The organism is Marinobacter sp. GH_1 (genome assembly GCF_048595985.1).
Taxonomy (GTDB): Bacteria; Pseudomonadota; Gammaproteobacteria; order Pseudomonadales; family Oleiphilaceae; genus Marinobacter; species Marinobacter shengliensis.
Map to the genome: position 1 here is coordinate 1,269,817 of NZ_CP184460.1, position 24,103 is coordinate 1,293,919.

The window sequence follows — 24,103 nt, forward strand, 5'->3', positions numbered from 1 at the left end:
CCACCCGCCACAAGCGGGTTCAGGCAATTGGATTCGCCACAAGCGAACGAATAACAACAGGTGAGTAATATGACCAACCACGTCGATCAAGAAGAATTGGCCATGTTTCGGGAGTCGGTGATCAAGGCCCTGGAAGCCGAGGTGAAACCGCACTACGAAGCCTGGGAGAAAAGCGGCATCGTGCCACGGGAGCTCTGGAACACCTTGGGCAACGCCAGTTTGCTGTGTGTCGACGTGCCGGAAGACTGCGGCGGCATTGGGGCGCCTTTCCAGTTTTCTGTGGTGGTGGGCGAAGAAATGGCCCGCATGGGCTTCGGGGCGCTGTCTACCAACGTGATGGTGCACTCGGACATCGTGGCGCCTTACCTCAGCCACATCGGCAACGAGGCCCAACGCCAGCAATGGTTGCCAAAAATGGTCTCCGGCGAAGCCGTCGGCGCCATCGCCATGACCGAACCGGGCGCGGGCAGTGACCTGCAGGCCATGCGTACCAGTGCGGTAAAGGATGGTGACGATTACATCCTCAATGGCTCCAAAACCTTCATCACCAACGGCCAGCACGCCGACATGGTGATCGTTGCCGCCAAAACCGACCCGAAAGCTGGCGCCCGGGGCATCAGTTTGTTCCTGGTGGACACCTCATTGCCGGGCTTCAGCAAAGGCCGCAACCTGGACAAAATCGGCCAGCACTCCGGCGATACCTCCGAGCTGTTCTTCTCTGACATGCGCATTCCCTCATCGGCTTTGCTAGGCGAGGAAGGGCAGGGCTTCATGTACCTGATGCGGGAACTACCCCGCGAACGCCTGGTGATCGGCGCCTTGGGCGTTGCCGCCGCCCGAGGCTCCCTGGACCTGACCATTGCCTACGCCCAGGAGCGGGTGCTGTTCGGCCAGAAGCTCAGCCAGCTGCAAAACACCCGCTTCGAAATCGCCCGTATGGAGACGGACTACCGCATCAACAAGGCGTTTGTTGACCAGTGCATCCGCGAATACGAAGACGGCAAACTGGATGCGCCCACGGCGTCCATGGCCAAGTACAGCGCCACGGAGATGCAGTGCCGGGTGGCCGATGGTTGTTTGCAGTTATTTGGGGGCTACGGTTACACCACCGAATATCCGATTTCCCGGAACTTTATCGATGCTCGGGTGCAGAGGATTTACGGCGGTACTTCAGAGGTGATGAAAGAGATTATTGCCCGTTCGGTACTTGGGCGCTGAGGGGGCTGGCTTGGGCCCCCAGCCTTCCGGTTTGCGGGCGGGCTTGCGGGGTGGCTGTTGGATTTTTTTTGGAAAAACAACTCGCTTCGCTCAGACATCTTTTTCCGGCAAAAAATCCAACAACCACCCCGCGCCGACGGGCATTGGCGGGTATTCGCTTGGTAGTCGCACCGGTATTTTTTGTACCAAACAAGGAAATGATCGAATTAGTGCAACGCTCTCTTCAAACCTGAGGTTGCTTTCGATTCTTTTTACCCTTGGCATTCCTGTACTGCACGTCGGTAGGGGGGTATGGGGTATTTTTCTGGCAGGGAAAAAGATGTCTGAGCGAAGCGAGTTGTTTTTCCCAGAAGAAAAATACCCCATACCCCCCGTACCCGCCCGCACACCGGAAAGGCTAGGAACCCAAACAAGACCGATGAGCAAAATAAGAACACCAACTAGATTCCGTTGCAGGAGAACATAAAACATGAACAACGATATCGTAATAGCTGGCTCCGCCAGAACCCCGATGGGGGGCATGATGGGCTCTTTGAGCTCTGTGCGTTCACCGGAACTGGGTGCGGTTTCCATCAAGGCGGCCATTGATCGTGCCGGGCTGCAGCCGGCCGATATACAGGAAATCATCATGGGCTGCGTGCTACCCGCCGGCCTCGGCCAAGCACCTGCGCGGCAGGCATCCCGCGCTGCCGGTATTCCGGACAGCAGTGGCTGCACCACCATCAACAAAATGTGCGGCTCCGGCATGCAAGCCGTCATCATGGCCCACGACCAGATCAAAGCCGGCACCAACAACATCATGATCGCCGGTGGTATGGAGAACATGAGCCAGGCACCGTATCTGTTACCGAAAGCCCGCGCCGGCATGCGCATGGGCCACGGCCAGGTGATGGACAGTATGTTCCTGGATGGCCTGGAAGACGCCTACGAAGGCGGGCTGATGGGCGTATTTGCCCAGCGCACCGCTGATAAATTCAACATCACCCGCCAGGCCATGGACGAGTTCGCCATCGGTTCCCTGCAAAAGGCCCTGGCGGCCATCGAGAACGGCTGGTTCCGGGATGAAATCGTTCCGGTTACCGTCTCTGGCCGGGGTGGTGATACCGAGGTCGACACCGACGAACAACCCGGTAATGCCAAGCCAGAAAAGATCCCGCAACTGAAACCGGCCTTCGCCAAAGACGGCTCGGTAACCGCCGCCAACTCCAGCTCCATCAGCGATGGGGCCTCCGCGCTGGTGTTGGCATCTGCCGCCGAAGCCGATGCCCGTGGCCTGATTCCCCAAGCCAGAATCGTGGCTCACGCCACCCATGCCCGCTTGCCGGCAGAGTTCACGCTGGCGCCCATCGGCTCCATTGAGAAAGTGCTGAAGAAAGCCGGCTGGACGTTGGATGATGTCGACCTGTTCGAGATCAACGAAGCCTTCGCAGTGGTCACCCTGGCCGCCATCAATGAGCTGAAATTACCTGCGGAAAAGGTCAACGTGCACGGCGGCGCCTGCGCCCTGGGCCACCCCATCGGCTCCTCTGGCTCCCGTATCATCATTACCCTGATCAACGCCCTCAAACAACGTGGCCTGAAGCGTGGTGTGGCATCGCTGTGCATTGGTGGTGGTGAAGCAACTGCGGTGGCCATCGAGGTGGTCTGAGTTCCGCTCTGAGCCTTCTGGTTTTGGTGTGGGGGTGGTTTGGGCTCCTGGCCTTCCGGTTGTGGGGGCGGGTACGCGGGGTGTGGGGTATTTTCTTCTGGGAAAAACAACTCGCTTCGCTCAGACATCTTTTTCCCTGCTAGAAAAATACCCCACACCCCCCTACCGACGTGCAGCACAGGTATACCAAGGGGAAAAAAACAAATGTAGTTATTTAGCGAATACCCGCCAATGCCCGTCGGCGCGGGGTGGTTGTTGGGTTTTTTGCCGGAAAAAGATGTCTGAGCGAAGCGAGTTGTTTTTCCAAAAAAAATCCAACAGCCACCCCGCAAGCCCGCCCGCACATCCGGAAGGCTGGGCGCCCAAGCCCAAGCCCGATGACCAGGAACCAAGAACGCGTTGACCCCAGTCATGAACCGTAACGTCTGATTTGTTAGGCTTCCGTGCAAATAAGCCATATCACGGGGAGCCAGGTACCGTTGACCAAGCGCCACGAGTTTATTGAAGAATCCCGAAAGCAATGGAGTTCCGAGCCCGCATTTGTTTTCTCCATGGCCGCTGCAGCCGTCGGCCTCGGGAACCTCTGGCGGTTTCCCTACATGGTTGGGGAGAACGGTGGCGGGGCTTTCGTGGTGGCCTATCTGCTGGCGCTTGTGGTTGTCGTTCTGCCGATCATGATTCTGGAGGTCGCAGCCGGACGGCTGTCTGAGGGCAGTACCGTTCAGACTTTCCGGCAGGTGAACCGGTTTGGGGCCATCTACGGCTGGTTTGTGGTGCTGATCACCATGGCCATCACCAGCTATTACCTGGTGATTACCGGCTGGACGCTGGGCTATGCGGTGGATGCTGCCACGGACGACCTCCGCGTGTTCAGTGAATACAGTGCCGGTTACAACTCGCTATGGTACTTCCTGATCGTAACGGTACTGGCTGCCATCATCCTGGCTCGGGATGTGAAGGCTATCGAGGTCTTCTCGAAAATGCTGATGCCCGTGCTGCTGTTGGTGATGATCGGGCTGATGCTGTTTGCCTCGACGACGCCGGGTTGGGAGCAAACCAAATCCTTCTTCTTTGACGTGGACTGGAGCCGGCTTGCAGACGGTCGTCTGTGGGCGTTTGCCTTCGGGCAAGCCTTTTATACTCTCGCCATTGGGCAGGGATATCTGGTCACCTATGGCAGTTTTGTTCCCCGCAAAACCCACGTGCCCCGAGCTTGCCTGGTCGTTGCCGGTACCGAGACCAGTGTTGCCTTGCTGGCGGGATGGATGATTTTCCCGTTTGTGTTCAGTCTGGGCATGGAGCCTACCGAAGGCAGTCAGCTGGCGTTTGTGACCATGCCGCAAGTGTTCGAAGACATGCGTGGTGGTTACTGGGTTGGCGTGCTCTTCTTCGCGCTGTTCTTCATGGCCGCATTCAGTTCCAGCCTGGCGGGCCTGAAGGTGATGATTGCCGCGGTGGCGGAGGAGTTCCGGCTGAGTAACGTTGCCGCAGTGAGTATCGTAACGGTTGTCATGCTAGTGCTTGGTACCGCCTCAGCACTCAGTTTCACGCCCCTTGAATGGACCATTGCCGGTGAGCCGGTGCTGGACGTTATTGATCGTGTGGCTGGTGGCAACGTGATTATCTTCTCCGGAGTATTCGGTGCCGCATTGTTCTGCTGGTTCATCCCGCCCCAACGCATCCGTACGGTTTTGGGTACAGAGAGCCGCTGGTGGGAGTGGCGTATTTACCTGGTCGGGCGGTTTCTGCCGGTGCTGGTGTTGTTATGGATTGTAGTCACCTATGCGCTCAGTCAGCTTGGTTTTGGTTAGTAGCCCTCTGGGTGTGGAGGTGAGGTCTTATTTGGGCTCCCAGCCTTTCGAATTTGCGGGCGGGCTTGCGGGGTGGCTGGCATTGGCGGGCATCCGCTTGATAAAAGCACTTGTCGTTTTTGCACTCAGGAAGGGAAAGGCTCGACTCGGTGCAACGGTCACGCGCACTTCGGGATACCTTCTTTTCTTTTACCCTCGGTATTCCTGTGCTGCCCGTCGGTAGGGGGGTATGGGGTATTTTTCTGGCAGGGAAAAAGATGTCTGAGCACAGCGAGTTGTTTTTCCCAGAAGAAAAATACCCCATACCCCGCGTACCCGCCCGCAAACCAAACAGGCTAGGAGCCCAACCCAGAAACCCAAGTCAACACTCAAGAAGCCCGAAACTGCCGGGCATCAAGCTTGAGCTTGCCCAGGCGGGAATTGAGGGTCGTTGGCTTGATGCCAAGAAGTGCCGCCGCCCCGTCGTCTCCGAAAATGCGCCCGCCAGTCATTTTCAGCGCCTTGATCAGGTTCTGTTTCTCCAGCTCCTTCAAGTCTACCTCGGTCAACAACTCACTGTCGTAGTGGCGCGATGGCGTTGAGTTTGCTGCGGTATGCGCGGGAGTCTCGGAACCGGGAAGGTCCAGATCCAGGCGGCCATCGGCGGTAATCACCTGGCGTTCGATGACGTTTTCCAGTTCCCGAACGTTGCCCGGCCAGTGGTAGGCCTTGAGGGTCACCACGTCTCGTTCTGTCAGAACCAGCGGTGGCCGGTTGAACTTCTGGCAGGCCCGGTTCAGGAATTCCTGGGCCAGCATGGGAATATCTTCAAGCCGCCTGCGCAGGGGAATGGATTCGATAGGGAAGACATTGAGGCGAAAATACAGATCTTCCCGGAAGGTCTTCTCCTGTACCTCTGTTTTTAGATCCCGGTTGGTGGCGGCAATCACTCTTACATCGACGGCGCGAGTCTTGTTCTCACCCACGCGTTCGAACTGCTGATCCTGAAGCACCCGCAACAGCTTGCCCTGCAATTCCAAAGGGATTTCACCCACTTCATCCAGAAACAGGGTGCCGCCGTCGGCCAGTTCGAATCGGCCGATTCTGTCGTTCACGGCGCCGGTGAAGGCGCCTTTGATGTGGCCGAAGAACTCGCTCTCAAACAGGTCTTTTGGAATGGCCGCGCAGTTTACCCGGATCAGCGGGCGGTCGCGTCGGGTGCTGGCCTGGTGGATGGCTCGGGCAATCAATTCCTTGCCAGTGCCGGATTCGCCGGTGATCAGAACGTTAGCGTCGGTAGGAGCTACCATGCCGATGCGCCGCACGATGGCCTTGATGGCGTCGCTCTGGCCGAGGATTTCGTGGAAGTGGAACTCCGCGCTGAGTTCTTCCTGCAGGTAGGCGTTTTCCATTTCCAGCCGGCGTTTCAGGCTTTCGACTTCTTCCAGTGCTGATTGCAGTTCCTTCTGGGCTTGCAGTCTGGAGGAGATGTCCCGGAACACCACGACCGCACCCACCGGGTGGCCGTTGTCCATGATCGGGGTGCTGGTGTATTCCACCGGAAACCCGGTGCCGTCTTTGCGCCAGAACCAGTCGTCGCCAACGCGCTTGATACTGCCGTCCCGGAAAGCGCCGTAGATGGGGCATTCTTTCAGCGGGAACAGGCTGCCGTCTTCGTGGGAGTGGTGCACAACGCGGTGTATTACCCGCCCCATGAGTTCATCCATTCGCCAGCCCAGCATGCGCTCGGCGGCAGGGTTGGCGAAGGTGGTGCGGCCTTCGGCGTCTACCCCGTAAATGCCTTCGCCCACGGCGTGGAGAATCAGCTGGTTCTCCCGCTCCATATCCTTGAACAGTTCTTCCACTCGCCGCCACTCCAGCAAGCCGCCCCGGTGGTAATGATTGGCTTCGTGGCGTTCGCGCAGGGTTCTCAGTTGTCGCCGGTCGCGCAGTAGCAATAACAGGGTTTGCGATTCTGCTTCTCCCACGCAGGAAGAAGAAATTTCCAGTTCAACCGTGTGGCCGTCCCGGTGTTTCAGGTGGAAGTCACGGCTCCAGCTGTGGCTTCGGAACAGGGTTTCTTCAGTGAAGTTGATCAACTGGGGCCGCTGGTCAGCGAACAGCTGGGTACATGCCATGCTGGCAATGGATTGTCTGTCGGTGCCCGCCATTCGCGCCATGGCGCTGTTTGCAGCGAGGATCAGGTCCTGGCCCGCATCCACCAGAAGGGCAGCCTCTGGCAGGTGGTTGATCCATTGGTGTGTTTCGATGCGTTCGGGCTGGTTCATGCCGGGCTTCCGCTTGAGTGACGGTAAAACCCAAACAAAGCCTGTGCCAACTACGAAAAATCGAAGCGCTCGCTACGAGAAATCGTGGTCTACGAAATATCGTAGTTGGACGGGTTAGCATTCGTTTTTATTAAACCCCATAAAAACAATGAGGTAGAGGTTTTCATAAAGTTGGCACGAACCCCGCAATAGTCATCTCAGAACGTGCTGTTTGCCAAGGCCAAATCCTGGCCGGGCAGAACCAGAGTCTTAGTTGCACCGCAAGAGTGCAAAAAAACTATCTGAGAGTAGGGAGAGTGCACCATGACAACCAAAAGCCTTGGAAACCCGTTTGACGGCGACCAGTCACTTATCCACGCGAAAACCTGTGGTTGCCCGGAATGTAAGCCTGGTGACAGCCTGCCGTCTGTATCGCTGAACCTTCGCCAGACAGGGGGCGAGCAAGCCACAGGCTCTGCGGCCGGGATGGATTCCGAAGCCATGATGGACCGTGCCATCGAAAGCGCTGTGGTGCGCTCCGTGTTCGGTCATAACGATCACAGCCGCCGCAGCTTTATGAAGATGATGGGGGCAGGGACCGCAGCCGCTTTGCTGGGCTCCGTGTTCCCCATGGACAAAGCCAAGGCGGCGGTGAAGGAGTCGCTCGGCAAGCTGGAGAAAACCAAGCTGAACGTTGGCTTTGTGCCGATCACCTGTGCCACGCCCATCATTATGGCCGCTCCGATGGGGTTTTATGAGCGCTATGGCCTGGATGTTACCGTCACCAAAACGGCCGGTTGGGCCGTGGCTCGGGACAAGTCTCTGGCGGGTGAATACGACGCCTCACACATGCTCACTCCCATGCCCCTGGCCATGACCATGGGCGCCGGTTCCACGCCGGAGCCGTTCATCATGCCGGCGGTGGAGAATATCAATGGCCAGGCCATCGTGCTGCACGTGGATCACATGGACAAGCGTGACCCAAAGCAATGGAAGGGCTTCAAGTTTGGTGTGCCGTTTGAATACTCCATGCACAACTTCCTGTTGCGCTATTACCTGGCTGAAAACGGCATTGATCCGGATAAAGACGTTCAGATCCGGGTGGTTCCGCCACCTGAGATGGTCGCCAACCTGCGCGCCGGCAACCTGGATGGCTACTTGTCACCAGACCCGTTCAACCAGCGTGCCGTCTGGGAAAAAGTCGGCTTCATTCACATGCTCACCAAAGATATCTGGGAAGGGCACCCATGCTGCGCCTTCGCCTGCAGCCAGAAGTTTGCCAGCCAGAATCCGAATACCTACGGCGCTCTGTTGCGCGCCATCATCGACGCCACCCAGTACTCCAATGAGCCTGAAAATCGCAAAGAGATCGCCGAGGCCATTGCCCCGCGGAACTACCTGAACCAGCCGGTACCGGTGATCCAGCAAGTGCTGACAGGCCGCTACGCCGATGGCCTGGGCGAGGTGCAGAACGTGCCCGACCGCATCGATTTCGACCCGTTCCCGTGGCATTCCATGGGCATGTGGATTCTGACCCAGATGAAACGCTGGGGCTACATTGAGGGCGATGTGGATTACAAGGGCATCGCTGAGCAGGTCTACCTGGCGGGTGAAACCGGCAAGCTAATGCGCGAGATGGGGTACAGCGCACCCACCGAAACCTACAAAACCCACACCATCATGGGCAAAACCTTTGATCCGGAAACTCCGGAAGAGTATGCCCGTAGCTTCGCCATCGGGAGGATTTGACCATGGCCTCGTTAAATGTGAGGGCAGCACTGCTGTCGGTGTCTTTCCTGATCCTGGCACTTGGCATGTGGGAAATGGCCACCCAGCCGCCCGCGGCGACGGAGGCTACGTCAGAGTATGAATTGCTGATGGGCGTCTCGGGGTCAGAATCTCGTGTGCCGCCGCCATCAGCAGTCATCAAAGTGGCCTGGGCGGAGCTGTCTAACCCGTTCTATGACGCGGGTGCCAACGACAAAGGCATCGGCATTCAGCTGGCCTACTCGGTTTACCGGGTGCTGACGGGGTATCTGGCGGCCATGGCGATTGCCCTGCCATTGGGCTTCCTGATCGGCATGTCACCGCTGATGTACAAGGCGCTTAACCCGTACATCCAGGTGCTGCGACCGATCTCACCCCTGGCCTGGATGCCGCTGGCCCTGTTCATCATCCAGGATTCGGATGCGTCGGCCATCTTCGTGATCTTCATCTGCTCCATCTGGCCCATGCTGCTGAACACCGCCTTCGGCGTGGCCAACGTGCGGTCGGACTGGGTCAACGTGGCCCGCACCCACGAGCTCAATCCGTTCAAGACCGCGATTACGGTGATTCTGCCGGCGGCAGCACCAACCATCCTCACCGGCATGCGCATCTCCATCGGTATCGCCTGGCTGGTGATTGTGGCGGCGGAAATGCTCGTGGGCGGAACCGGCATTGGCTACTACGTGTGGAACGAGTGGAACAACCTGGACCTCGCCAGTGTGATCTTCTCCATCCTGATGATCGGGGTGGTGGGCATGCTGCTGGACCTGGCCCTGGGCAAGGCTCAGAAGCTGGTTGAATACAAAGAATGATCGGGCAGGGCGCCGGTTGTCTGGCGCCCGCCAGAACCCTCCGACTGGAGAATTGATATGAGTAAGTCATTCCTGGAAGTAGATGGATTGTCGAAGGTATACCCGGACGGCCAGGGCGGTGAGTTGACAGTCTTCGAAGACATCCGCTTCGCCCTGCAGAAAGGCGAGTTTGTGTGCATCATCGGCCATTCCGGCTGCGGCAAATCCACCATCCTGAACGTGTTGGCCGGCCTGGACGAGGCCAGTACCGGCAACGTGGTGATGAACGGAAAAGAGGTGAAAGGCCCGGGCCTGGAGCGCGGCGTGGTGTTTCAGAACTACAGCCTGTTGCCCTGGAAAACCGCCCTGAACAACATCATCTTTGGGGTAAAGGCCCGCTGGCCCAGCTGGTCCAAAGAGAAGGTGCGAGAACACAGCGAGCGATACCTGAAAATGGTCGGTCTGGACCACGCCATGGACCGCAAGCCCTCCCAGCTGTCTGGCGGTATGCGCCAGCGGGTGAGCATCGCCCGCGCCTTCGCCACCCAGCCAGAGCTGCTGTTGCTGGATGAACCCTTTGGGGCTCTGGATGCCCTCACCCGCGGGGTGATTCAGGACGAGCTGGTAAAAATCTGGGAAGAAACCCGCCAGACCGTGTTCATGATCACCCACGATGTGGACGAGGCCATCCTGCTGTCTGACCGCATCTTCCTGATGTCCAACGGCCCCAACGCCCGCATCGCCGAAAGCGTGAAGGTGAACCTGCCACACCCGCGCTCCCGGGCCACGATCTTCCAGAACCCTGCCCACCAGAAGATTCGCCATTACCTGGTGGATTTCCTGGTGAATCGCAGCGGCTCAGCGCTGCCGGAGAAAGATGGCAGCCCGAGAGTAGTAGACCCCAGCACCGATGAGCTGACGTCCGAGCCGGTGCCGGCCGAATCCGAGACCAAGACCGAAACCACCGCGCGAGCGGTGAATGCTTGATGTTGATTGTCCACAAGAGGAAATGACCATGATGAACAAAGAACTGATGACTGCAAAAATCCTGGAAGCCAAAGTTGCCAAGGGCATGACCTGGGAAGCGATTGCTGAATCCATTGGCATGTCCCCGGTGTTCACCACCTCAGCCTGCCTGGGCATGAACAGCTTTACCGAAGACAAGGCGTTCGCCCTGTGCGAAACCCTGGGCCTGGACAAGCCGGTGGCAGAAGCATTGCAGGTGTGCCCGAAGAAAGCCTGGGAAGGCGGTGTACCCCAGGACCCGCTGATTTACCGTTTGTACGAGATTGTGGGTGTGTATGGCGACACCATGAAGGAGCTGATCCATGAGAAGTTTGGTGATGGCATTATGAGTGCGATTGATTTCACCATGGATATCGAGAAGGAGGAGAACCCCAAGGGTGACCGGGTGGTGGTTACACTTAACGGGAAGTTCCTGCCCTATAAGGCCTGGTAATTTTGAGTTTGCCCGCCCCTAGCCTTCCGGGTTTGCGGGCGGGCTTGCGGGGTGGCTGTTGGATTTTTTTTGGAAAAACAACTCGCTTCGCTCAGACATCTTTTTCCGGCAAAAAATCCAACAACCACCCCGCGCCGACGGGCATTGGCGGGTAGTCGCTTGATAAAAGCACTTGTCGTTTTTGCACTCAGGAAGCGCAAGGCTTGATTCGGTGCAGCGGTTACGCGCACTTCGGGATACTTTCGTTGCTTTTACCCTCGGAATCCCTGTGCTGCCCGTCGGTAGGGGGGTATGGGGTATTTTTCTGGCAGGGAAAAAGATGTCTGAGCGAAGCGAGTTGTTTTTCCCAGAAGAAAAATACCCCATACCCCGCGTACCCGCCCGCCAACCAGCAGGTTAGGAGCCCAAGCCAGACCCAGCCCGCAAACCGGGAAGGCCAGGAGCCCCAGTCGGGCTACGGCAGGTCAGTAACGGCCCCCGTAGATGCAGAGCTGACCACCCGGGCATACTTGGCGAGAACACCTCGAGTGAATCTTGGCTCGGGCGGCGTCCAGGCCTGGCGGCGTTTCTCCATTTCCTCTTCAGAGATCTCCAGGATGATAGAGTTGTTGACTGCATCAATGGTGATGATGTCGCCATCTTCTACCAGGGCAATCGGCCCACCAACGGCCGCCTCCGGGGTGATGTGACCAACCACGAAGCCGTGGCTGCCGCCGGAGAACCGGCCGTCGGTGATCAGGGCAACATCGCTGCCCAGGCCCTTGCCCATGATGGCGGAAGTTGGGCTGAGCATTTCCCGCATGCCGGGGCCGCCTTTGGGGCCTTCGTAGCGGATGACCAGCACATCGCCGGCCACCACGGTGCCGTCAAGGATGCGCTCCTGCGCTTCTTCTTCTGAATGGAATACCCGTGCCCTGCCGGAGAAGTGGGTGCCTTCCTTGCCGGTGATTTTGGCCACGGAGCCTTCCGGCGCCAGGTTGCCAAACAGAATGCGCAAGTGACTGTCTGCTTTGATGGGGTTTTCAAAGGCCCGTATGATCTGCTGGTCCTCCGGGTAGGGGGTTACGGTCGCGAGGTTTTCAGCCAGGGTTTTTCCGGTCACCGTCATGCAGTCGCCGTGCAGCAGGCCCCTCTCCAGCAGCATCTTCATCAACGGCTGGATACCGCCGATGGCTACCAGTTCCGACATCATGTAATGGCCGGACGGCCGCAAATCGGCCAGTACCGGCACCTGTTTACCAATGCGCACGAAGTCATCCAGCGACAACTCCACACCTACGGTACTGGCCATGCCCAGCAGGTGCAGCACCGCGTTGGTGGAACCGCCCAGGGCAATGACCACGGTAATCGCGTTCTCGAAAGCCTCACGAGTCATGATGTCGGACGGCTTGATGTCTGCTTCCAGCAGCTTCAGCACCGCCGCACCAGCGGCTTCGCAGTCAGCCAGTTTGGTGTCAGACACCGCATTCTGCGCCGAACTGCCCGGCAGGCTCATGCCCATGGCCTCAATGGCCGAGGCCATGGTATTGGCCGTGTACATACCCCCACAGGAACCCGGCCCCGGAATCGCGGTTTCCTCGATTTGTTTCACCTCAATCAGGTCCATATTGCCGCGGGCATGGGCACCCACCGCTTCGAACACGGAAATGATATCGGTGTGATTCTCACCGGGCATGATGGTACCGCCGTAAACAAACACCGACGGCCGGTTCAGCCGCGCCAACCCCATCATGCAACCCGGCATGTTCTTGTCACAGCCACCAATCGCCACCAGCCCGTCAAAACCCTCACAACCGGCCACGGTTTCAATGGAATCCGCAATCACCTCCCGCGACACCAGCGAATACTTCATCCCCTCCGTGCCGTTGGCAATGCCGTCTGAAATCGTGATGGTGTTAAAAATCAGACTTTTGCCCCCCGCTGCATCTGCACCCTTGGCCGCCTCCCGGGCCAGACCGTCGATGTGCATATTACAGGGCGTCAGATTACTCCAGGTAGAGGCAATACCCACCTGCGGCTTCCGAAAGTCCTCATCCTGAAACCCCACCGCACGCAACATCGCGCGACTGGCAGACTTGTTAATACCATCCACAACCGGTGCGGAATAACGACGTCGTTTGTCCGTGGTCATAGAAATACCTCCCAATCCAATGTTGTAAACGAAATCAGTCTTTCACCAGCAAAACCCACAAAGCCCCAAAGCTCCAAAGCTCAACAGTTTAAAAAAAAGCCGCCGCAGGCAAAAAAAGCCTATACCAGAAATGCCCGTCGGTAGTGGGGTGTGGGGTATTTTTCTGGCAGGGAAAAAGATGTCTGAGCGAAGCGAGTTGTTTTTCCCAGAAGAAAAATACCCCACACCCCACGTACCCGCCCGCAAACCCAAAAGCTAGGAGCCCAAGCCAGCCCCTTAGGCCGAAACGGAGCGAACCGACGCCCCCTGCTCCTGAAGGCCCACATCCACAACCGTATGCAGCTTCTCCAGCTGAGAGCGTAACATGGCAATAGGCCGACTGCCGGAAAGGGTCAGGGCGATATCCAGGTAGTCATCGGCAGACTCCATAGACATACGCGAAATCTGGAACCCCCGAACCCGAACCACCTGGCAAAGCCGCTCCAGCGCCGCCGCCTCCTGATTCATCCGACAGTTCAACGTATAACTCGGTAACTCTGTTTGTGCTTGCGCGCTCATGCTACGTGCTCCTTGCTGGTGGTAGTGCGACGGTTTTCGTCAATCATCTCTCGGTTACTGGCGCCGGGTTTCACAATCGGCCAGACATTCTCCTCCCGGCTGATGGCCACGTGCAGCAACATCGGGCCGTCGTAAGCCAGGATCGTCTCAATGCCCCGGCGAATCTGATCGGTGCGCTCAATGTGCAGGGCCGGGATATCAAACGCCCGCGCCATAGCCACAAAATCCGGGTTGTCGTCCAGATTGATGTGGCTTTCCCGGTTGTCGTAGAACAACTCCTGCTGCTGGCGCACCATGCCCAGACACTGGTTATCCAGAATGATCAGCTTCAGCGGCAGGTTATAGCGGCGAATGGTGGCCAGCTCCTGGGCGTTCATCATGAACGAGCCATCACCGGTGACATTGATGACCGTGCCGCGACGATTCGCAAACTGTGCGCCAATGGCCGCCGGCAGGCCGAAGCCCATGGTGCCCAGGCCGCCACTGGTCAGATGGTGGCGTGGGTGGTCGAATTCATAATGTTGGGCAACCCACATCTGGTGCTGGCCAACGTCACAGGCGATGACCGTATCATCCGGCGTAATCCGTGAAAGCTGGCGGATAAACGCGGGGCCGGTGATCGGCGCCAGGGCTTCCTCGTTGTCCGCCGCCTGGAAGCCACTGGTGGTGTGCCAGATTCTGCATTGCTTTTGCCAGTGGGCAATGGCCAGTGGCTTTTCCTTCAAGGCCTCGGTGAACGCAGGCAATATCCGGTTCAGGTCACCCCGCAGGGCCAGGTCTGCCGGGCGCAGCTTGTTGATCTCGGCGGCGTCGGCGTCGATGTGAATCATCCGGGCGTTGGGCGCGAAGCCGTCCAGTTTGCCGGTGGCACGGTCGTCCAGGCGGGCGCCGATAACCAGCAGCAGGTCGCATTCATCAACCGCCTTATTGGCCGCCCGGGAGCCGTGCATGCCCAACATGCCGAGGCTGTGAGGATTGTTCTTGCCCGGGTTGCCAATCCCCTTGAGGGTCACAACACCCGGCAAGGCAGAAGTGTTGGCAAATTCACGGAAGCTGTCTTCAGCACGGCCCAGAGATACGCCGCCGCCACTGTAGAGCAGGGGGCGTTTGGCTGAGTAAAGCATGGCCAGCGCCTCGGAGATCTCCGGGCAAAGCGGATCTGGCTGAGCGCAGGTTGCAGCAGCCGGCGCCTCGATCTCCGTTAACTGAATGTCTTTGGGAATATCAATCCACACCGGTCCGGGCCGGCCGCTCTGGGCCAGGTTAATGGCTTCTTCCATGATGGCGGGCAGGGCCTCTGCGTCGTCTACCAGGTAACTGTGTTTCACGATGCCCAGGGTCATACCCAGAATGTCGGTTTCCTGGAAGGCATCGGTGCCAATCAATCCGGATGGAACCTGCCCGGTGATCACCAGCATGGGGATGGAATCCATATAGGCATTGGCAACGCCGGTGATCAGGTTGGTGGCGCCGGGGCCAGAGGTGGCGATGCAAACGCCGATCTCGCCACTGGCCCGAGCATATCCATCGGCAGCCAGGGCGCACGCCTGTTCGTGGCGGCACAGCACGTGCTCCACACCCACATCGTCCACCAGGGCATCGTATAGCGGCATGATGCAGCCACCCGGATAGCCGAAGACGGTATGGATGTTGTGGCGGTGAAACGCTTCAAGAATGTGCTGTGCGCCGTTCATGCTCGTTTTTCCCTTTTTTCTTTGCCGCAAAAAAGAAACCCCCGGGACCTTTCGGTGCCGGGGGTTTCTGGTGTCTTTGTCAGGTTGTCGCTATCTCACCCGCTTGTCCACGCAAAAGCCCCCGGACGGTACCACGACCACCAGGACTAGCTTCACGATGACAACCATTGCGTTGAGATTCATAAAATCGACAGTCTGCTCTGAATTGATTCAAACAATGTGTGTAGAATCTAACCCACGTTTAAATCCGGTTGCAACCGTTTATTGCCGGAAATGTGGCCTCGCCCGCCGAGCGTGGGTTGTCAGGGCCACCAATAAGAACGATTCCGTGGCGAGTGTTACATGACGAAAGCAAAATTGGGCTCTCTCGGGCTGTCACTTCTGATACTTGTGCTGCTGGTTGTCTGGATGGCGACTGGCGATGTAAAGGTAGCCAGTAAAGAGGCACCGGATGAGCCACAGGTGCAGGATGCAGAAAGGATTCGGGTTGAAATTGAGACCCTTGAAGCAACCCGTTACCAACCAACCCTGAAACTACAGGGCCAGCTTGAGCCCTGGCGTTCGGTGATGGTGGGTGCGCGGGTAGCCGGCACGGTTGAGCGAATGCAGGTAGAGCTGGGGCAAAGCGTTCGTGCCGGGCAGGAGTTGTTGCAGCTGTCTGTTGATGGCCGGGACGCCGTTGTAGAGCGCTGGCGCGCCAACATTCAAAAGCTGGAGGCTGACCTTGCCGCCGGGCGCCGGTTAAGAGCCAACAACCTGGCGGCGGAGACCGACATTCTCAGGCTGCAGAGTGACCTGGCGGCGGCCCGGGCGGAGCTGGCGACTGCGGAACTTGCGGTCAGGCACCTTCGGCCCGAGGCCCCGTTTGACGGCGTGGTTAACCGTAAAGATGTGGAGCAGGGCGATCTGGTGCAGGTGGGTACGCCGATGCTGGAGCTGGTGCAGATTGACCGGCTGAAAGCCACCGGCAGAATTCCACAGCAAACCGTGAAGGATGTTCAGCCGGGGCAGGCCGTGGAGGTTAATCTTCTGGATGGCACACGGCTTGCCGGCGTCGTCAGTTTTGTTGCCAGCGCGGCAAGCCCTGAAACCCGCAGTTTTGCCGTTGAAATTGTAGTGGAGAATCCCGAACAGAAACGCGCGGCCGGGGGCACGGCCAACCTGAATATCCGGTTGCCCGAGCAGGATGCGATTTTTATCTCACCGGCGTATCTGAGCCTGGACGATGACGGCCGGCCCGGCGTGAAGTATGTGAATGACAGCAACGCTGTGGTCTTCCAGAACGTTCAGCTCTTGAGCGTATCCACCAACGGTGCCTGGGTGTCTGGCCTGCCGAAGCAGATTCGCCTGATTACCCGTGGTGGCGGTTTTGTGGCCGAGGGTGAACAGGTCGAGCCCGTTGATCGCTCGGATCGGCGGGGTTAACGGCCATGCGAGCGCTGATTTCGGCGGCCATGGACCGCAGCCGCACCACCTTGTTGCTGTTCCTGTTTCTGTTACTGGGCGGCATGGCGGCCTATCAGGCGATTCCCAAGGAATCCAACCCTGACGTCACCATACCCATGATCTATGTATCCATGACCCTGGAGGGCATCAGCCCCGAAGACGCCGAACGACTATTGGTGCGCCCCATGGAACAGGAACTGCGATCCCTGGAGGGCATCAAGGAGATGCGGGGCAACGCCTCGGAAGGCCACGCCTCGGTGATGCTGGAGTTTGATGCAGGCTTCAATCCCGACAAAGCGCTGCAGGATGTCCGAGAAAAGGTGGACACAGCCCGCACCAAGTTGCCCCAGGAAGCCGACGAGCCCCGGGTAAATGAGATCAACGTCTCTCTGTTTCCCGTGCTGTCGATCGGTTTGTCTGGCCCACTCTCCGAGCGTGAGCTCATCACCATTGCCCGTCGCCTGCAGGATGCCATCGAAGCGATTCCGGAAGTTCTGGAAGTCGACATTGGCGGTGACCGCGAGGATCTTCTGGAAATTGTGGTGGATGCCCAGGTGTTGGAGAGCTACGGCATTGACTTCGACCAGTTGGCCTCTCTGGTCACGCGCAATAATCAGCTGGTTGCCGCTGGCTCCCTGGACACCGGCAATGGCCGGATGGCCCTGAAAGTGCCGGGGGTAATCGAGACCATCGAGGATGTGATGTCGATGCCGGTGAAGGTAGACGGCGATTCGGTGGTCACCTTTGGCGATGTGGCCATGCTGCAGCGCACCTTCAAAGACCCTACCGGTTTTGCTCGAATTAACGGCGAGCCGGCACTGGTGCTGGAAGTGTCCAAACGCTCAGGCGCCAACATCATTGAAACCATCGAGAAAATCCGCGCGCTGATCGACGACGCCAGGCCACGGCTGCCAGACACTCTGGACATTCGTTACATCATGGATCAGTCCGATGAAGTTCGGGATATTCTGTCTGACCTCCTGAACAACGTGATGACCGCCATCGTGCTGGTCATCATTGTAGTCATTGCCACCATGGGGCCCCGCTCCGCGTTCCTGGTGGGTCTGACCATTCCGGGCGCATTCCTGACCGGTATTCTAGTGATCTGGAGTATGGGGCTGACCCTCAATATCGTGGTGCTGTTCAGCCTGATTCTGGTAGCGGGCATGCTGGTGGATGGCGCCATTGTGGTGTCTGAGCTGGCGGACCGGAACCTCAGCGATGGTCAGCCGGTGAAAACCGCCTGGGTAGAAGCAGCCTCGCGAATGGCCTGGCCGGTTATAGCCTCAACCGCCACCACGCTTGCGGTTTTCGTACCCCTGTTGTTCTGGCCTGGAGTTGTGGGCGAGTTCATGAAGTTCCTGCCGATGACGGTGCTGATTTGTCTGATCGCCTCGCTGGCCATGGCTCTGGTGTTCCTGCCAGTGATGGGCGGTGTCAGTGGCGGCCGGCGTGTGCATCAGGACGCCACGGAAGGGCGGTTCATGATCATTTACCGCAATACCCTTGGCACCTTACTGCGCCGCCCGGGGTTGACCCTGTTGGGTGCGTTGGGAGTGATTATCCTGATCTACGCGGCGTATGGCCGTTTCAACCACGGCGTGGAGTTTTTCCCCAGCGTGGAACCGGATTCTGCCCAGGTTCAGGTGCGCGCCCGGGGCGATCTGTCTGTGTGGGAGAGAGACGCCATTGTGCGCCAGGTGGAGCAGCGCTTGCAGAATATGCCGGAAGTAAAAGCCCTGTATGCGCGTTCCATGCTGTCAACCAGCAGCCAGCTGGCGCCGGATGTCATCGGGGTGTTGCAGTTCCAGTTCAACGACTGGTTTACACGCCGTACCGCCACCGACATTCTAGAGGATTTTCGAGAACGAACCAGGGATATCCCTGGTATCGAGCTGGAGTTTCGCAAGCAGGAAGGTGGCCCGGCAGAGGGCAAGCCCATAGAGCTTCAGGTCAGCAGTATGAACAGTGACGAGCTGAATGAGTATGTGGATGAGATTCAGCGGCAGATGCGAGCATTGGGTGGCTTCGCCGATATCGAGGATGACCGCAGCCTGCCGGGCATTGAGTGGCGCTTGCAGGTAGACCGGGAAGCAGCGGCCCGCTTTGGTACTGATGTGTTGAGCATAGGCAGTGCCGTGCGCCTGGTCACCAATGGGCTGGTGCTGGCTACCTACCGGCCGGAAGATGTCCGGGATGAAGTCGATATTGCCGTGCGGGTTCCAAACAACTGGCGGGAGCTGGACCACCTGCAACGCCAGACCATCCACACCCCGCGCGGCCAAGTGCCACTGTCGGAATTTGTCAGCCTGGAACCGGGTGATAAAACCGGCTCCATTGTCCGGGTAGACGGCCAGCGCACCATCACCATCAAATCCGACGTTGCCCCGGGCCGGCGCATGGATGAGGTCTTGCGCAGCCTGCAGGCCGAAATGCCAGAGCCGCCAGAGGGGGTAAGCGTTCGCTTCGCCGGCGAAAACGAAGACCAGCAGCAGGCGGCCACCTTCCTGACCACAGCGTTTCTGGTGGCGGTGGGCCTGATGCTGCTGATACTGGTCACCCAGTTTAACTCTCTCTACCAGACTTTCCTGATCCTGTCGGCGATTGTGCTGTCGACCGCCGGCGTGCTGCTGGGCCTGCTGGTCAACGGCCAGTCCTTCGGGGTGGTGATGGTGGGTATGGGAATCATCGCCCTGGCAGGCATTGTGGTGAACAACAACATCATCCTGATTGATACCTTCAACCAGATGAAGAAAGAGGGCAAGGCCGCCTACGAGGCCGCCCTGGAGACCGGCTGCCTACGTTTGCGCCCGGTGCTGCTGACTGCCGTTACCACCATTCTGGGCCTGATGCCAATGGTGCTGGGCGTCAACGTCAACCTGCTGGAGCCGTCGCTCGGGCTGGGAGCACCTTCAACGCAGTGGTGGACACAGTTGTCCAGCGCCATTGCCGGTGGCCTTGCCTTTGCCACCCTGCTGACATTGCTCCTGACGCCGGCGCTACTGGTGTTGGGTGAAAAAGCCGGCCAGCGGGTTCGGGCGTTGTTCGGTCGGGATTCCTGATGCCATTCGCCGACAACCCTCTTGTCGAACTTTATCGCGATCAGTGGCTGCTGGCGGTCCACAAACCGGCGGGGCTTCTGGTTCATAGAAGCCCCATCGACAAACACGAAACCGAGTTTGCCCTGCAATACGCCCGTGCGCTGAATGGCGGCGAGCATGTGTACCCGGTGCATCGCCTGGATCGGCCCACCTCGGGTGTTTTGCTGTTTGCCAGAGATCCGGAGACTGCTCGCCTGGTTGGGCAGGCCATGATGGCGGGCGAGGTGGAGAAAACGTATCTGGCGATGGTGAGGGGGTGGGCGCCCGAGTCCGGCGTGATTGACCACCCGCTGAAGGATGAGCCGGAAGACCGGCGTTTACGTGGAACTGAACAGCCTGTGCGGGAAGCGCTCACTCACTTCCGAAGGCTGGCGACCACTGAGATTCCGGTGGCCATTGAACGCTATCCCTCCAGCCGGTACAGCCTGGTGGAGCTATACCCGAAAACCGGCCGAAAGCATCAGCTACGCCGCCATATGAAACACATCAACCACCCCATCATCGGTGATGCTAACCATGGCCGGGGGCGCCATAACCGGTATTTTGCTGAACGGTTTGGCGAGGGCCGGTTGATGCTGGCGGCTACCCGGCTGTCGTTGTTGCACCCGGTCTCCGGCGAAGAGCTGACACTGGTATCCGAGCCGGAAGAGAGCTTTCTCCAGGTGCTTGAAGTGTTTTCTTAGGCCCCGTTTAACAATTGGCTAAAAGTGTTTGATTAATAACCATTGTGTATCTTTTTTTGTCATTTTGCGTCGATTGGTAGTAGCGGCAGGCGCCGCGCCCAAGCTTGGTGCATACTCGTTGATAAGCACATAACTACACTAAATGCTTATACCCGAGGCCTACTGTGCCAAGACTCTCGTTACTGCTCATTCTTGCCCTCAGTCTTTTGCTGCCATCGTCAGTGTTGGCAGAGCCGGCAACCTGGGACAAGCACTCGAAGCGACTGGAACTGGCGCCCCATGTCGATTACTGGTTGGAAAACGGGCGAACCTCGTTCTCGGAGGTGACTCAGTTACCAGATGAATCCTGGACCGCCGGTGGCGACGAAAGTGCGAACTTCGGCTATAGCGATGACGTGTACTGGTTCCGTTTCCGAGTGACCAACGTCACCGGAGTGGAAGCCGTCAATTTCATGGAAATTGGTTACCCGGTCTTGGACCACATCGAAGTCTACCTCCCTGACGCTCAAGAACCTCTTCTGCTGGGCGACAAGCGGCCGTTCTACGACCGGCCCATCCACCACCGTCATTTTGTGGTGCCTTTGCTGTTGCCAGCCAACGAGACGGTTACCGTGTACCTTCGTGTGGACACCACCAGCTCCATGCAGGTGCCGCTGACACTCTGGGAGCGGGATGCGTTTTATGCGGCCGACCAGGGCCGTAGTATGCTGGAAGGTATCTACTACGGCATTGTCCTGGTGATGATCCTGTACAACCTGTTTGTGTTCATGGCCGTCGGCGAGCGCAGTTTTCTCTATTACGTTGGCTACATCACCACCATGCCCCTGTTTCTGGCCAGTCTTCACGGGGTTGGTTTCCAGTACCTTTGGCCGGAAGGCACCTGGTGGAACGATCAGTCCATTATTGTGTTTCTGAATCTGGTGATTGTATTTGGTGGGGCCTTCAGTATCCGCTTTATCAGCGTTACCCGTGAGAATCACCCGTTGTTGAACCGGTGGACCATGGCGATGATCATGGCCGCTGGCCTGATGGCTGGGGCAGGTCTGTTTATTCCCTACAAGCACATGATTCTGCCCACCATTCTGATCGCTGCGGTGGGCTGTTCGACCATGCTGGTGCTGAGCGTGGTGCGTTGGATCAAGAAAGACCCGGCGGCTCGCTATTACACCGTTGCCTGGGTGTTCATGCTGTCTGGGGGAATTGTACTGGCCCTGAACAAGTTCACCTTCCTGCCGCGCAACCTGCTGACAGAGAATGCCACTCAGGTGGGCTCGGCACTCGGTGTCATCCTGCTCTCACTGGCCCTGGCAGACCGCCTGAACCGGGAGAAGAAGCGTTCATTTGCCGCGCAGCAGAGGCTCCTGCGTGAAGAACGCAAGGCTCGCCTGGCTCAGGAGAAGTCGCTGCGGGTGCAGCAGGAGGCCAACGCCATGCTGGAAGAGCGGGTGCAGGAACGTACCCGGGATCTGGAAACCCTGAACGAGCAGTTGCTGGAATTGAATGCCACAGACCCGCTAACGGGCCTGAAAAACCGGGGGCATTTCGACAAGGCGTTCCAGTCATCGGTTGTTCATGCCTACCGGTTTGAGGAAGTCGTGTCACTGCTGGTGCTGGATATCGACCATTTCAAGAAATTCAACGATACCTACGGCCATCTGGTGGGTGATGATTGTCTGAAAATGGTGGCCCAGTGCATCAAGCGCCACGTGACGCGCCCCCAGGATCTCGCTGCCCGCTATGGCGGGGAAGAGTTTGTGGTACTGCTGCCGGATACTCCCGGAGATGGTGCCGAGCGGGTAGCAGAGCGGATTCGGAAGGAAATCGAGAAGACCGCCTTCCGGGTGTCCGGTGAAATGCTCCACCTGACCGTCAGTATTGGCGTGTGCAGTGTGTCACCTTCCCGTGCCGATGCCACCAAGGAAATCTTTTCCTGCGCCGACGAGGCACTCTACGAGGCCAAGGGGCAGGGCAGAAACCGGGTAGTGGCTAACCGGCATCAGGGTCAGGCCATCAGTGCCACATCACCCGCGTAGCGATTATCGCCCAGGCGTGAGATGAGGGGCAGTGGATGGTCGGCTTCAAGCGCGTAAGCCAGTTCCAGCAGGGTGCGCTCATCACCGTGTCGAGCCATGAACTGAACGGAAACGGGCAGGCCCGCGTCTGTGAGTGCCATGGGCACAGAGATGGCCGGCGCCCCGGTGGTGTTGGCTAGCGGAGTGAAACAGACGTACCGGGTCAGCCTGTCAAACAGCTGGTCAAACGGCACTGTCGGGCTCAGGTGCCCCAGTGGCGGTGTCGTCTGGCCGAGTACCGGGGTTAGCACGGCATCGTATTGGGACATATGCCGCGCATAGTCCTGCTGCGAGCGCTTGAGTCGCCAGAGCGCCGCAGGCAATTTCCAGAGTTTCTTCCGGAACATTCTCTCCAGGCCGTTGGTCAGTCCGTCAACTTGCCGCTTATCGAACTGAGGGTGCATCAACTTACGCCCCTGCAGTTTCACGCCGAAGGCCAGCAATCCCCAGTAAAGTGCAAAGTCGTCAGGAAAAGACGCTGGAATGGGAGCATCCATCGGCTCGATGATATGCCCGAGTTTCTCGAGATAGCGCGCGGTGGCCTCCACGGTTTTGCGGGTTTTCGGGTCTGTTTTGTGGCCGGTCACCGAGTCCAGAACCACTCCGATCCTCAGCTGCTTTCCTGACGGACCCCGCACATGGCTCACTCGGGGAAGGGCCGGGTTGCGTAAATACTCGTCCGCGGCTGCAATGAAGCCTGCGGAATCCCGTACAGAGCGGGTGACCACTCCATCACTGACAATATTGATGGGCAGGGTTTTGGCGGCCTCGTTATCCACCACACGGCCCCGGGTGGGTTTCAGCCCAATCAGCCCACAGCAGGCCGCCGGGATTCGGATAGACCCGCCACCATCGTTGGCATGGGCCACAGGCACAACGCCGGCGGCCACCAGGGCCGCAGCGCCACCCGAGGAGGCGCCGGAGGAATATCTCAGATTCCAGGGGTTACGGGTGGCGGCGCCATGGGCTGGCTCGGTGGTGGCATTGAAGCCGAATTCCGGCAGCGTGCTCTTGCCCAGACACAGGTAGCCCTGTGCCAGCATCTGCTCAGCGAACGGGCTGGTTTTGCTGGCGGTATTGCTGGGCACGGCCGCCGAGCCATGGCGCGTTGGCAGGCCCTGAACGTCGGTGTTGTCTTTGATAAACGTGGGCACACCGGCAAACGGGGCCTCAGGCTTTGCGAGGCTGCGAGCAAGCGAGAGGCTTCGGTCGTAATCCGTGGCAACCAGTCCGTTAATCACCGGCTGTGCCATTTCAGCCCGTTCAATGGCGGCTTTCGTGACGTCCAGCGCTGACACCTCACCAGCACGAATGCGCGCCGCCAGGGCGGTTGCGTCATCCTCGCCCATGGCATCATCACGAAAACAATGGAACGGACCTTGGTGTTCGGACTGCATGGTGTACTCCAGACTGATCAGATCGTCTAACGATAACTCACCTGAAAACGTGATGGCATGTCATTTTGGGTATCGCGTCAC

Annotated in this window: 16 protein-coding genes; 11 read left to right on the forward strand and 5 right to left on the reverse strand. The window is 58.4% G+C overall.

What is annotated here, in order from left to right; translation table 11 throughout:
* Positions 1-69 precede the first annotated feature (69 nt).
* From ACNSOI_RS05920 to ACNSOI_RS05930, 3 genes are all read left to right on the forward strand, one after another.
* Positions 70-1,218, forward strand: coding sequence for an acyl-CoA dehydrogenase family protein (locus tag ACNSOI_RS05920; protein ID WP_061331659.1), 1,149 nt, complete (start codon positions 70-72; stop codon positions 1,216-1,218).
* 469 nt (positions 1,219-1,687) lie between these two features.
* Positions 1,688-2,866: an acetyl-CoA C-acyltransferase gene (locus ACNSOI_RS05925; RefSeq protein WP_420195347.1), complete on the forward strand. Its 1,179-nt coding sequence runs from the start codon at positions 1,688-1,690 to the stop codon at positions 2,864-2,866.
* 479 nt (positions 2,867-3,345) lie between these two features.
* Positions 3,346-4,677 carry a sodium-dependent transporter gene (locus tag ACNSOI_RS05930; protein ID WP_420195348.1) on the forward strand — a complete coding sequence of 444 codons (1,332 nt, stop codon included), beginning with the start codon at positions 3,346-3,348 and terminating at the stop codon, positions 4,675-4,677.
* 368 nt (positions 4,678-5,045) lie between these two features.
* Here ACNSOI_RS05930 and ACNSOI_RS05935 read toward each other — a convergent pair whose 3' ends face one another.
* Complete coding sequence (locus tag ACNSOI_RS05935) at positions 5,046-6,944, reverse strand: sigma 54-interacting transcriptional regulator (protein ID WP_420195349.1); 1,899 nt, start codon at positions 6,942-6,944, stop codon at positions 5,046-5,048.
* A 303-nt stretch (positions 6,945-7,247) separates the two neighbouring features.
* Between ACNSOI_RS05935 and ACNSOI_RS05940 the strand changes: the two genes are divergently transcribed.
* The 4 genes from ACNSOI_RS05940 to cynS are packed head-to-tail and all read left to right on the forward strand — an operon-like array spanning position 7,248 to position 10,940.
* The gene (locus ACNSOI_RS05940) at positions 7,248-8,672 is read left to right on the forward strand and encodes an ABC transporter substrate-binding protein (protein WP_420195350.1); all 1,425 of its coding nucleotides are present in this window, start codon (positions 7,248-7,250) and stop codon (positions 8,670-8,672) included.
* 2 nt (positions 8,673-8,674) lie between these two features.
* The gene (gene ntrB / locus ACNSOI_RS05945; RefSeq protein ID WP_058093073.1) at positions 8,675-9,502 is read left to right on the forward strand and encodes a nitrate ABC transporter permease; all 828 of its coding nucleotides are present in this window, start codon (positions 8,675-8,677) and stop codon (positions 9,500-9,502) included.
* A 57-nt stretch (positions 9,503-9,559) separates the two neighbouring features.
* Positions 9,560-10,468, forward strand: a complete 909-nt coding sequence (locus ACNSOI_RS05950; RefSeq protein WP_420195351.1) for an ABC transporter ATP-binding protein — start codon at positions 9,560-9,562, stop codon at positions 10,466-10,468.
* Between the two features lie 28 nt (positions 10,469-10,496).
* Positions 10,497-10,940, forward strand: coding sequence for a cyanase (cynS, locus tag ACNSOI_RS05955; protein WP_058093075.1), 444 nt, complete (start codon positions 10,497-10,499; stop codon positions 10,938-10,940).
* 454 nt (positions 10,941-11,394) lie between these two features.
* Here cynS and ilvD read toward each other — a convergent pair whose 3' ends face one another.
* The 3 genes from ilvD to ilvG all read right to left on the reverse strand — a co-directional run bounded on the left by ilvD (position 11,395) and on the right by ilvG (position 15,323).
* Complete coding sequence (gene ilvD / locus ACNSOI_RS05960) at positions 11,395-13,071, reverse strand: dihydroxy-acid dehydratase (RefSeq protein WP_420195352.1); 1,677 nt, start codon at positions 13,069-13,071, stop codon at positions 11,395-11,397.
* A 276-nt stretch (positions 13,072-13,347) separates the two neighbouring features.
* On the reverse strand, positions 13,348-13,629 hold the full coding sequence (locus tag ACNSOI_RS05965; RefSeq protein WP_286254469.1) for an ACT domain-containing protein: 282 nt from the start codon (positions 13,627-13,629) through the stop codon (positions 13,348-13,350).
* Positions 13,626-15,323, reverse strand: a complete 1,698-nt coding sequence (gene ilvG, locus ACNSOI_RS05970) for an acetolactate synthase 2 catalytic subunit (RefSeq protein WP_420195353.1) — start codon at positions 15,321-15,323, stop codon at positions 13,626-13,628. The genes ACNSOI_RS05965 and ilvG overlap by 4 nt, the downstream gene beginning before the upstream one ends.
* Before the next feature lie 342 nt (positions 15,324-15,665).
* Here ilvG and ACNSOI_RS05975 point away from each other — a divergent pair, with 342 nt between their 5' ends.
* The 4 genes from ACNSOI_RS05975 to ACNSOI_RS05990 all read left to right on the forward strand — a co-directional run bounded on the left by ACNSOI_RS05975 (position 15,666) and on the right by ACNSOI_RS05990 (position 22,586).
* A complete protein-coding gene (locus tag ACNSOI_RS05975) occupies positions 15,666-16,748 on the forward strand; it encodes an efflux RND transporter periplasmic adaptor subunit (protein WP_420195354.1) in 1,083 nt (360 codons plus the stop codon).
* Between the two features lie 5 nt (positions 16,749-16,753).
* A complete protein-coding gene (locus ACNSOI_RS05980) occupies positions 16,754-19,831 on the forward strand; it encodes an efflux RND transporter permease subunit (RefSeq protein ID WP_420195355.1) in 3,078 nt (1,025 codons plus the stop codon).
* Entirely contained in the window at positions 19,831-20,553 is a 723-nt protein-coding gene (locus ACNSOI_RS05985) for a pseudouridine synthase (protein ID WP_420195356.1), read from the forward strand. The genes ACNSOI_RS05980 and ACNSOI_RS05985 overlap by 1 nt, the downstream gene beginning before the upstream one ends.
* A 164-nt stretch (positions 20,554-20,717) precedes the next feature.
* Complete coding sequence (locus ACNSOI_RS05990; RefSeq protein ID WP_286254476.1) at positions 20,718-22,586, forward strand: sensor domain-containing diguanylate cyclase; 1,869 nt, start codon at positions 20,718-20,720, stop codon at positions 22,584-22,586.
* Here ACNSOI_RS05990 and ACNSOI_RS05995 read toward each other — a convergent pair.
* Entirely contained in the window at positions 22,556-24,022 is a 1,467-nt protein-coding gene (locus ACNSOI_RS05995) for an amidase (protein WP_420195357.1), read from the reverse strand. The genes ACNSOI_RS05990 and ACNSOI_RS05995 overlap by 31 nt on opposite strands.
* Positions 24,023-24,103 lie beyond the last annotated feature (81 nt).

Coding starts and splice junctions, on each gene's coding strand:
- ACNSOI_RS05975 (WP_420195354.1), top strand. CDS start 15,666: ATGACGAAAGCAAAATTGGGCTCTCTCGGGCTGTCACTTCTGATACTT.
- ACNSOI_RS05920 (WP_061331659.1), top strand. CDS start 70: ATGACCAACCACGTCGATCAAGAAGAATTGGCCATGTTTCGGGAGTCG.
- ACNSOI_RS05980 (WP_420195355.1), top strand. CDS start 16,754: ATGCGAGCGCTGATTTCGGCGGCCATGGACCGCAGCCGCACCACCTTG.
- ilvD (WP_420195352.1), bottom strand. CDS start 13,071: ATGACCACGGACAAACGACGTCGTTATTCCGCACCGGTTGTGGATGGT.
- ntrB (WP_058093073.1), top strand. CDS start 8,675: ATGGCCTCGTTAAATGTGAGGGCAGCACTGCTGTCGGTGTCTTTCCTG.
- ACNSOI_RS05950 (WP_420195351.1), top strand. CDS start 9,560: ATGAGTAAGTCATTCCTGGAAGTAGATGGATTGTCGAAGGTATACCCG.
- ACNSOI_RS05940 (WP_420195350.1), top strand. CDS start 7,248: ATGACAACCAAAAGCCTTGGAAACCCGTTTGACGGCGACCAGTCACTT.
- ilvG (WP_420195353.1), bottom strand. CDS start 15,323: ATGAACGGCGCACAGCACATTCTTGAAGCGTTTCACCGCCACAACATC.
- ACNSOI_RS05995 (WP_420195357.1), bottom strand. CDS start 24,022: ATGCAGTCCGAACACCAAGGTCCGTTCCATTGTTTTCGTGATGATGCC.
- ACNSOI_RS05935 (WP_420195349.1), bottom strand. CDS start 6,944: ATGAACCAGCCCGAACGCATCGAAACACACCAATGGATCAACCACCTG.
- ACNSOI_RS05985 (WP_420195356.1), top strand. CDS start 19,831: ATGCCATTCGCCGACAACCCTCTTGTCGAACTTTATCGCGATCAGTGG.
- ACNSOI_RS05925 (WP_420195347.1), top strand. CDS start 1,688: ATGAACAACGATATCGTAATAGCTGGCTCCGCCAGAACCCCGATGGGG.
- ACNSOI_RS05965 (WP_286254469.1), bottom strand. CDS start 13,629: ATGAGCGCGCAAGCACAAACAGAGTTACCGAGTTATACGTTGAACTGT.
- cynS (WP_058093075.1), top strand. CDS start 10,497: ATGATGAACAAAGAACTGATGACTGCAAAAATCCTGGAAGCCAAAGTT.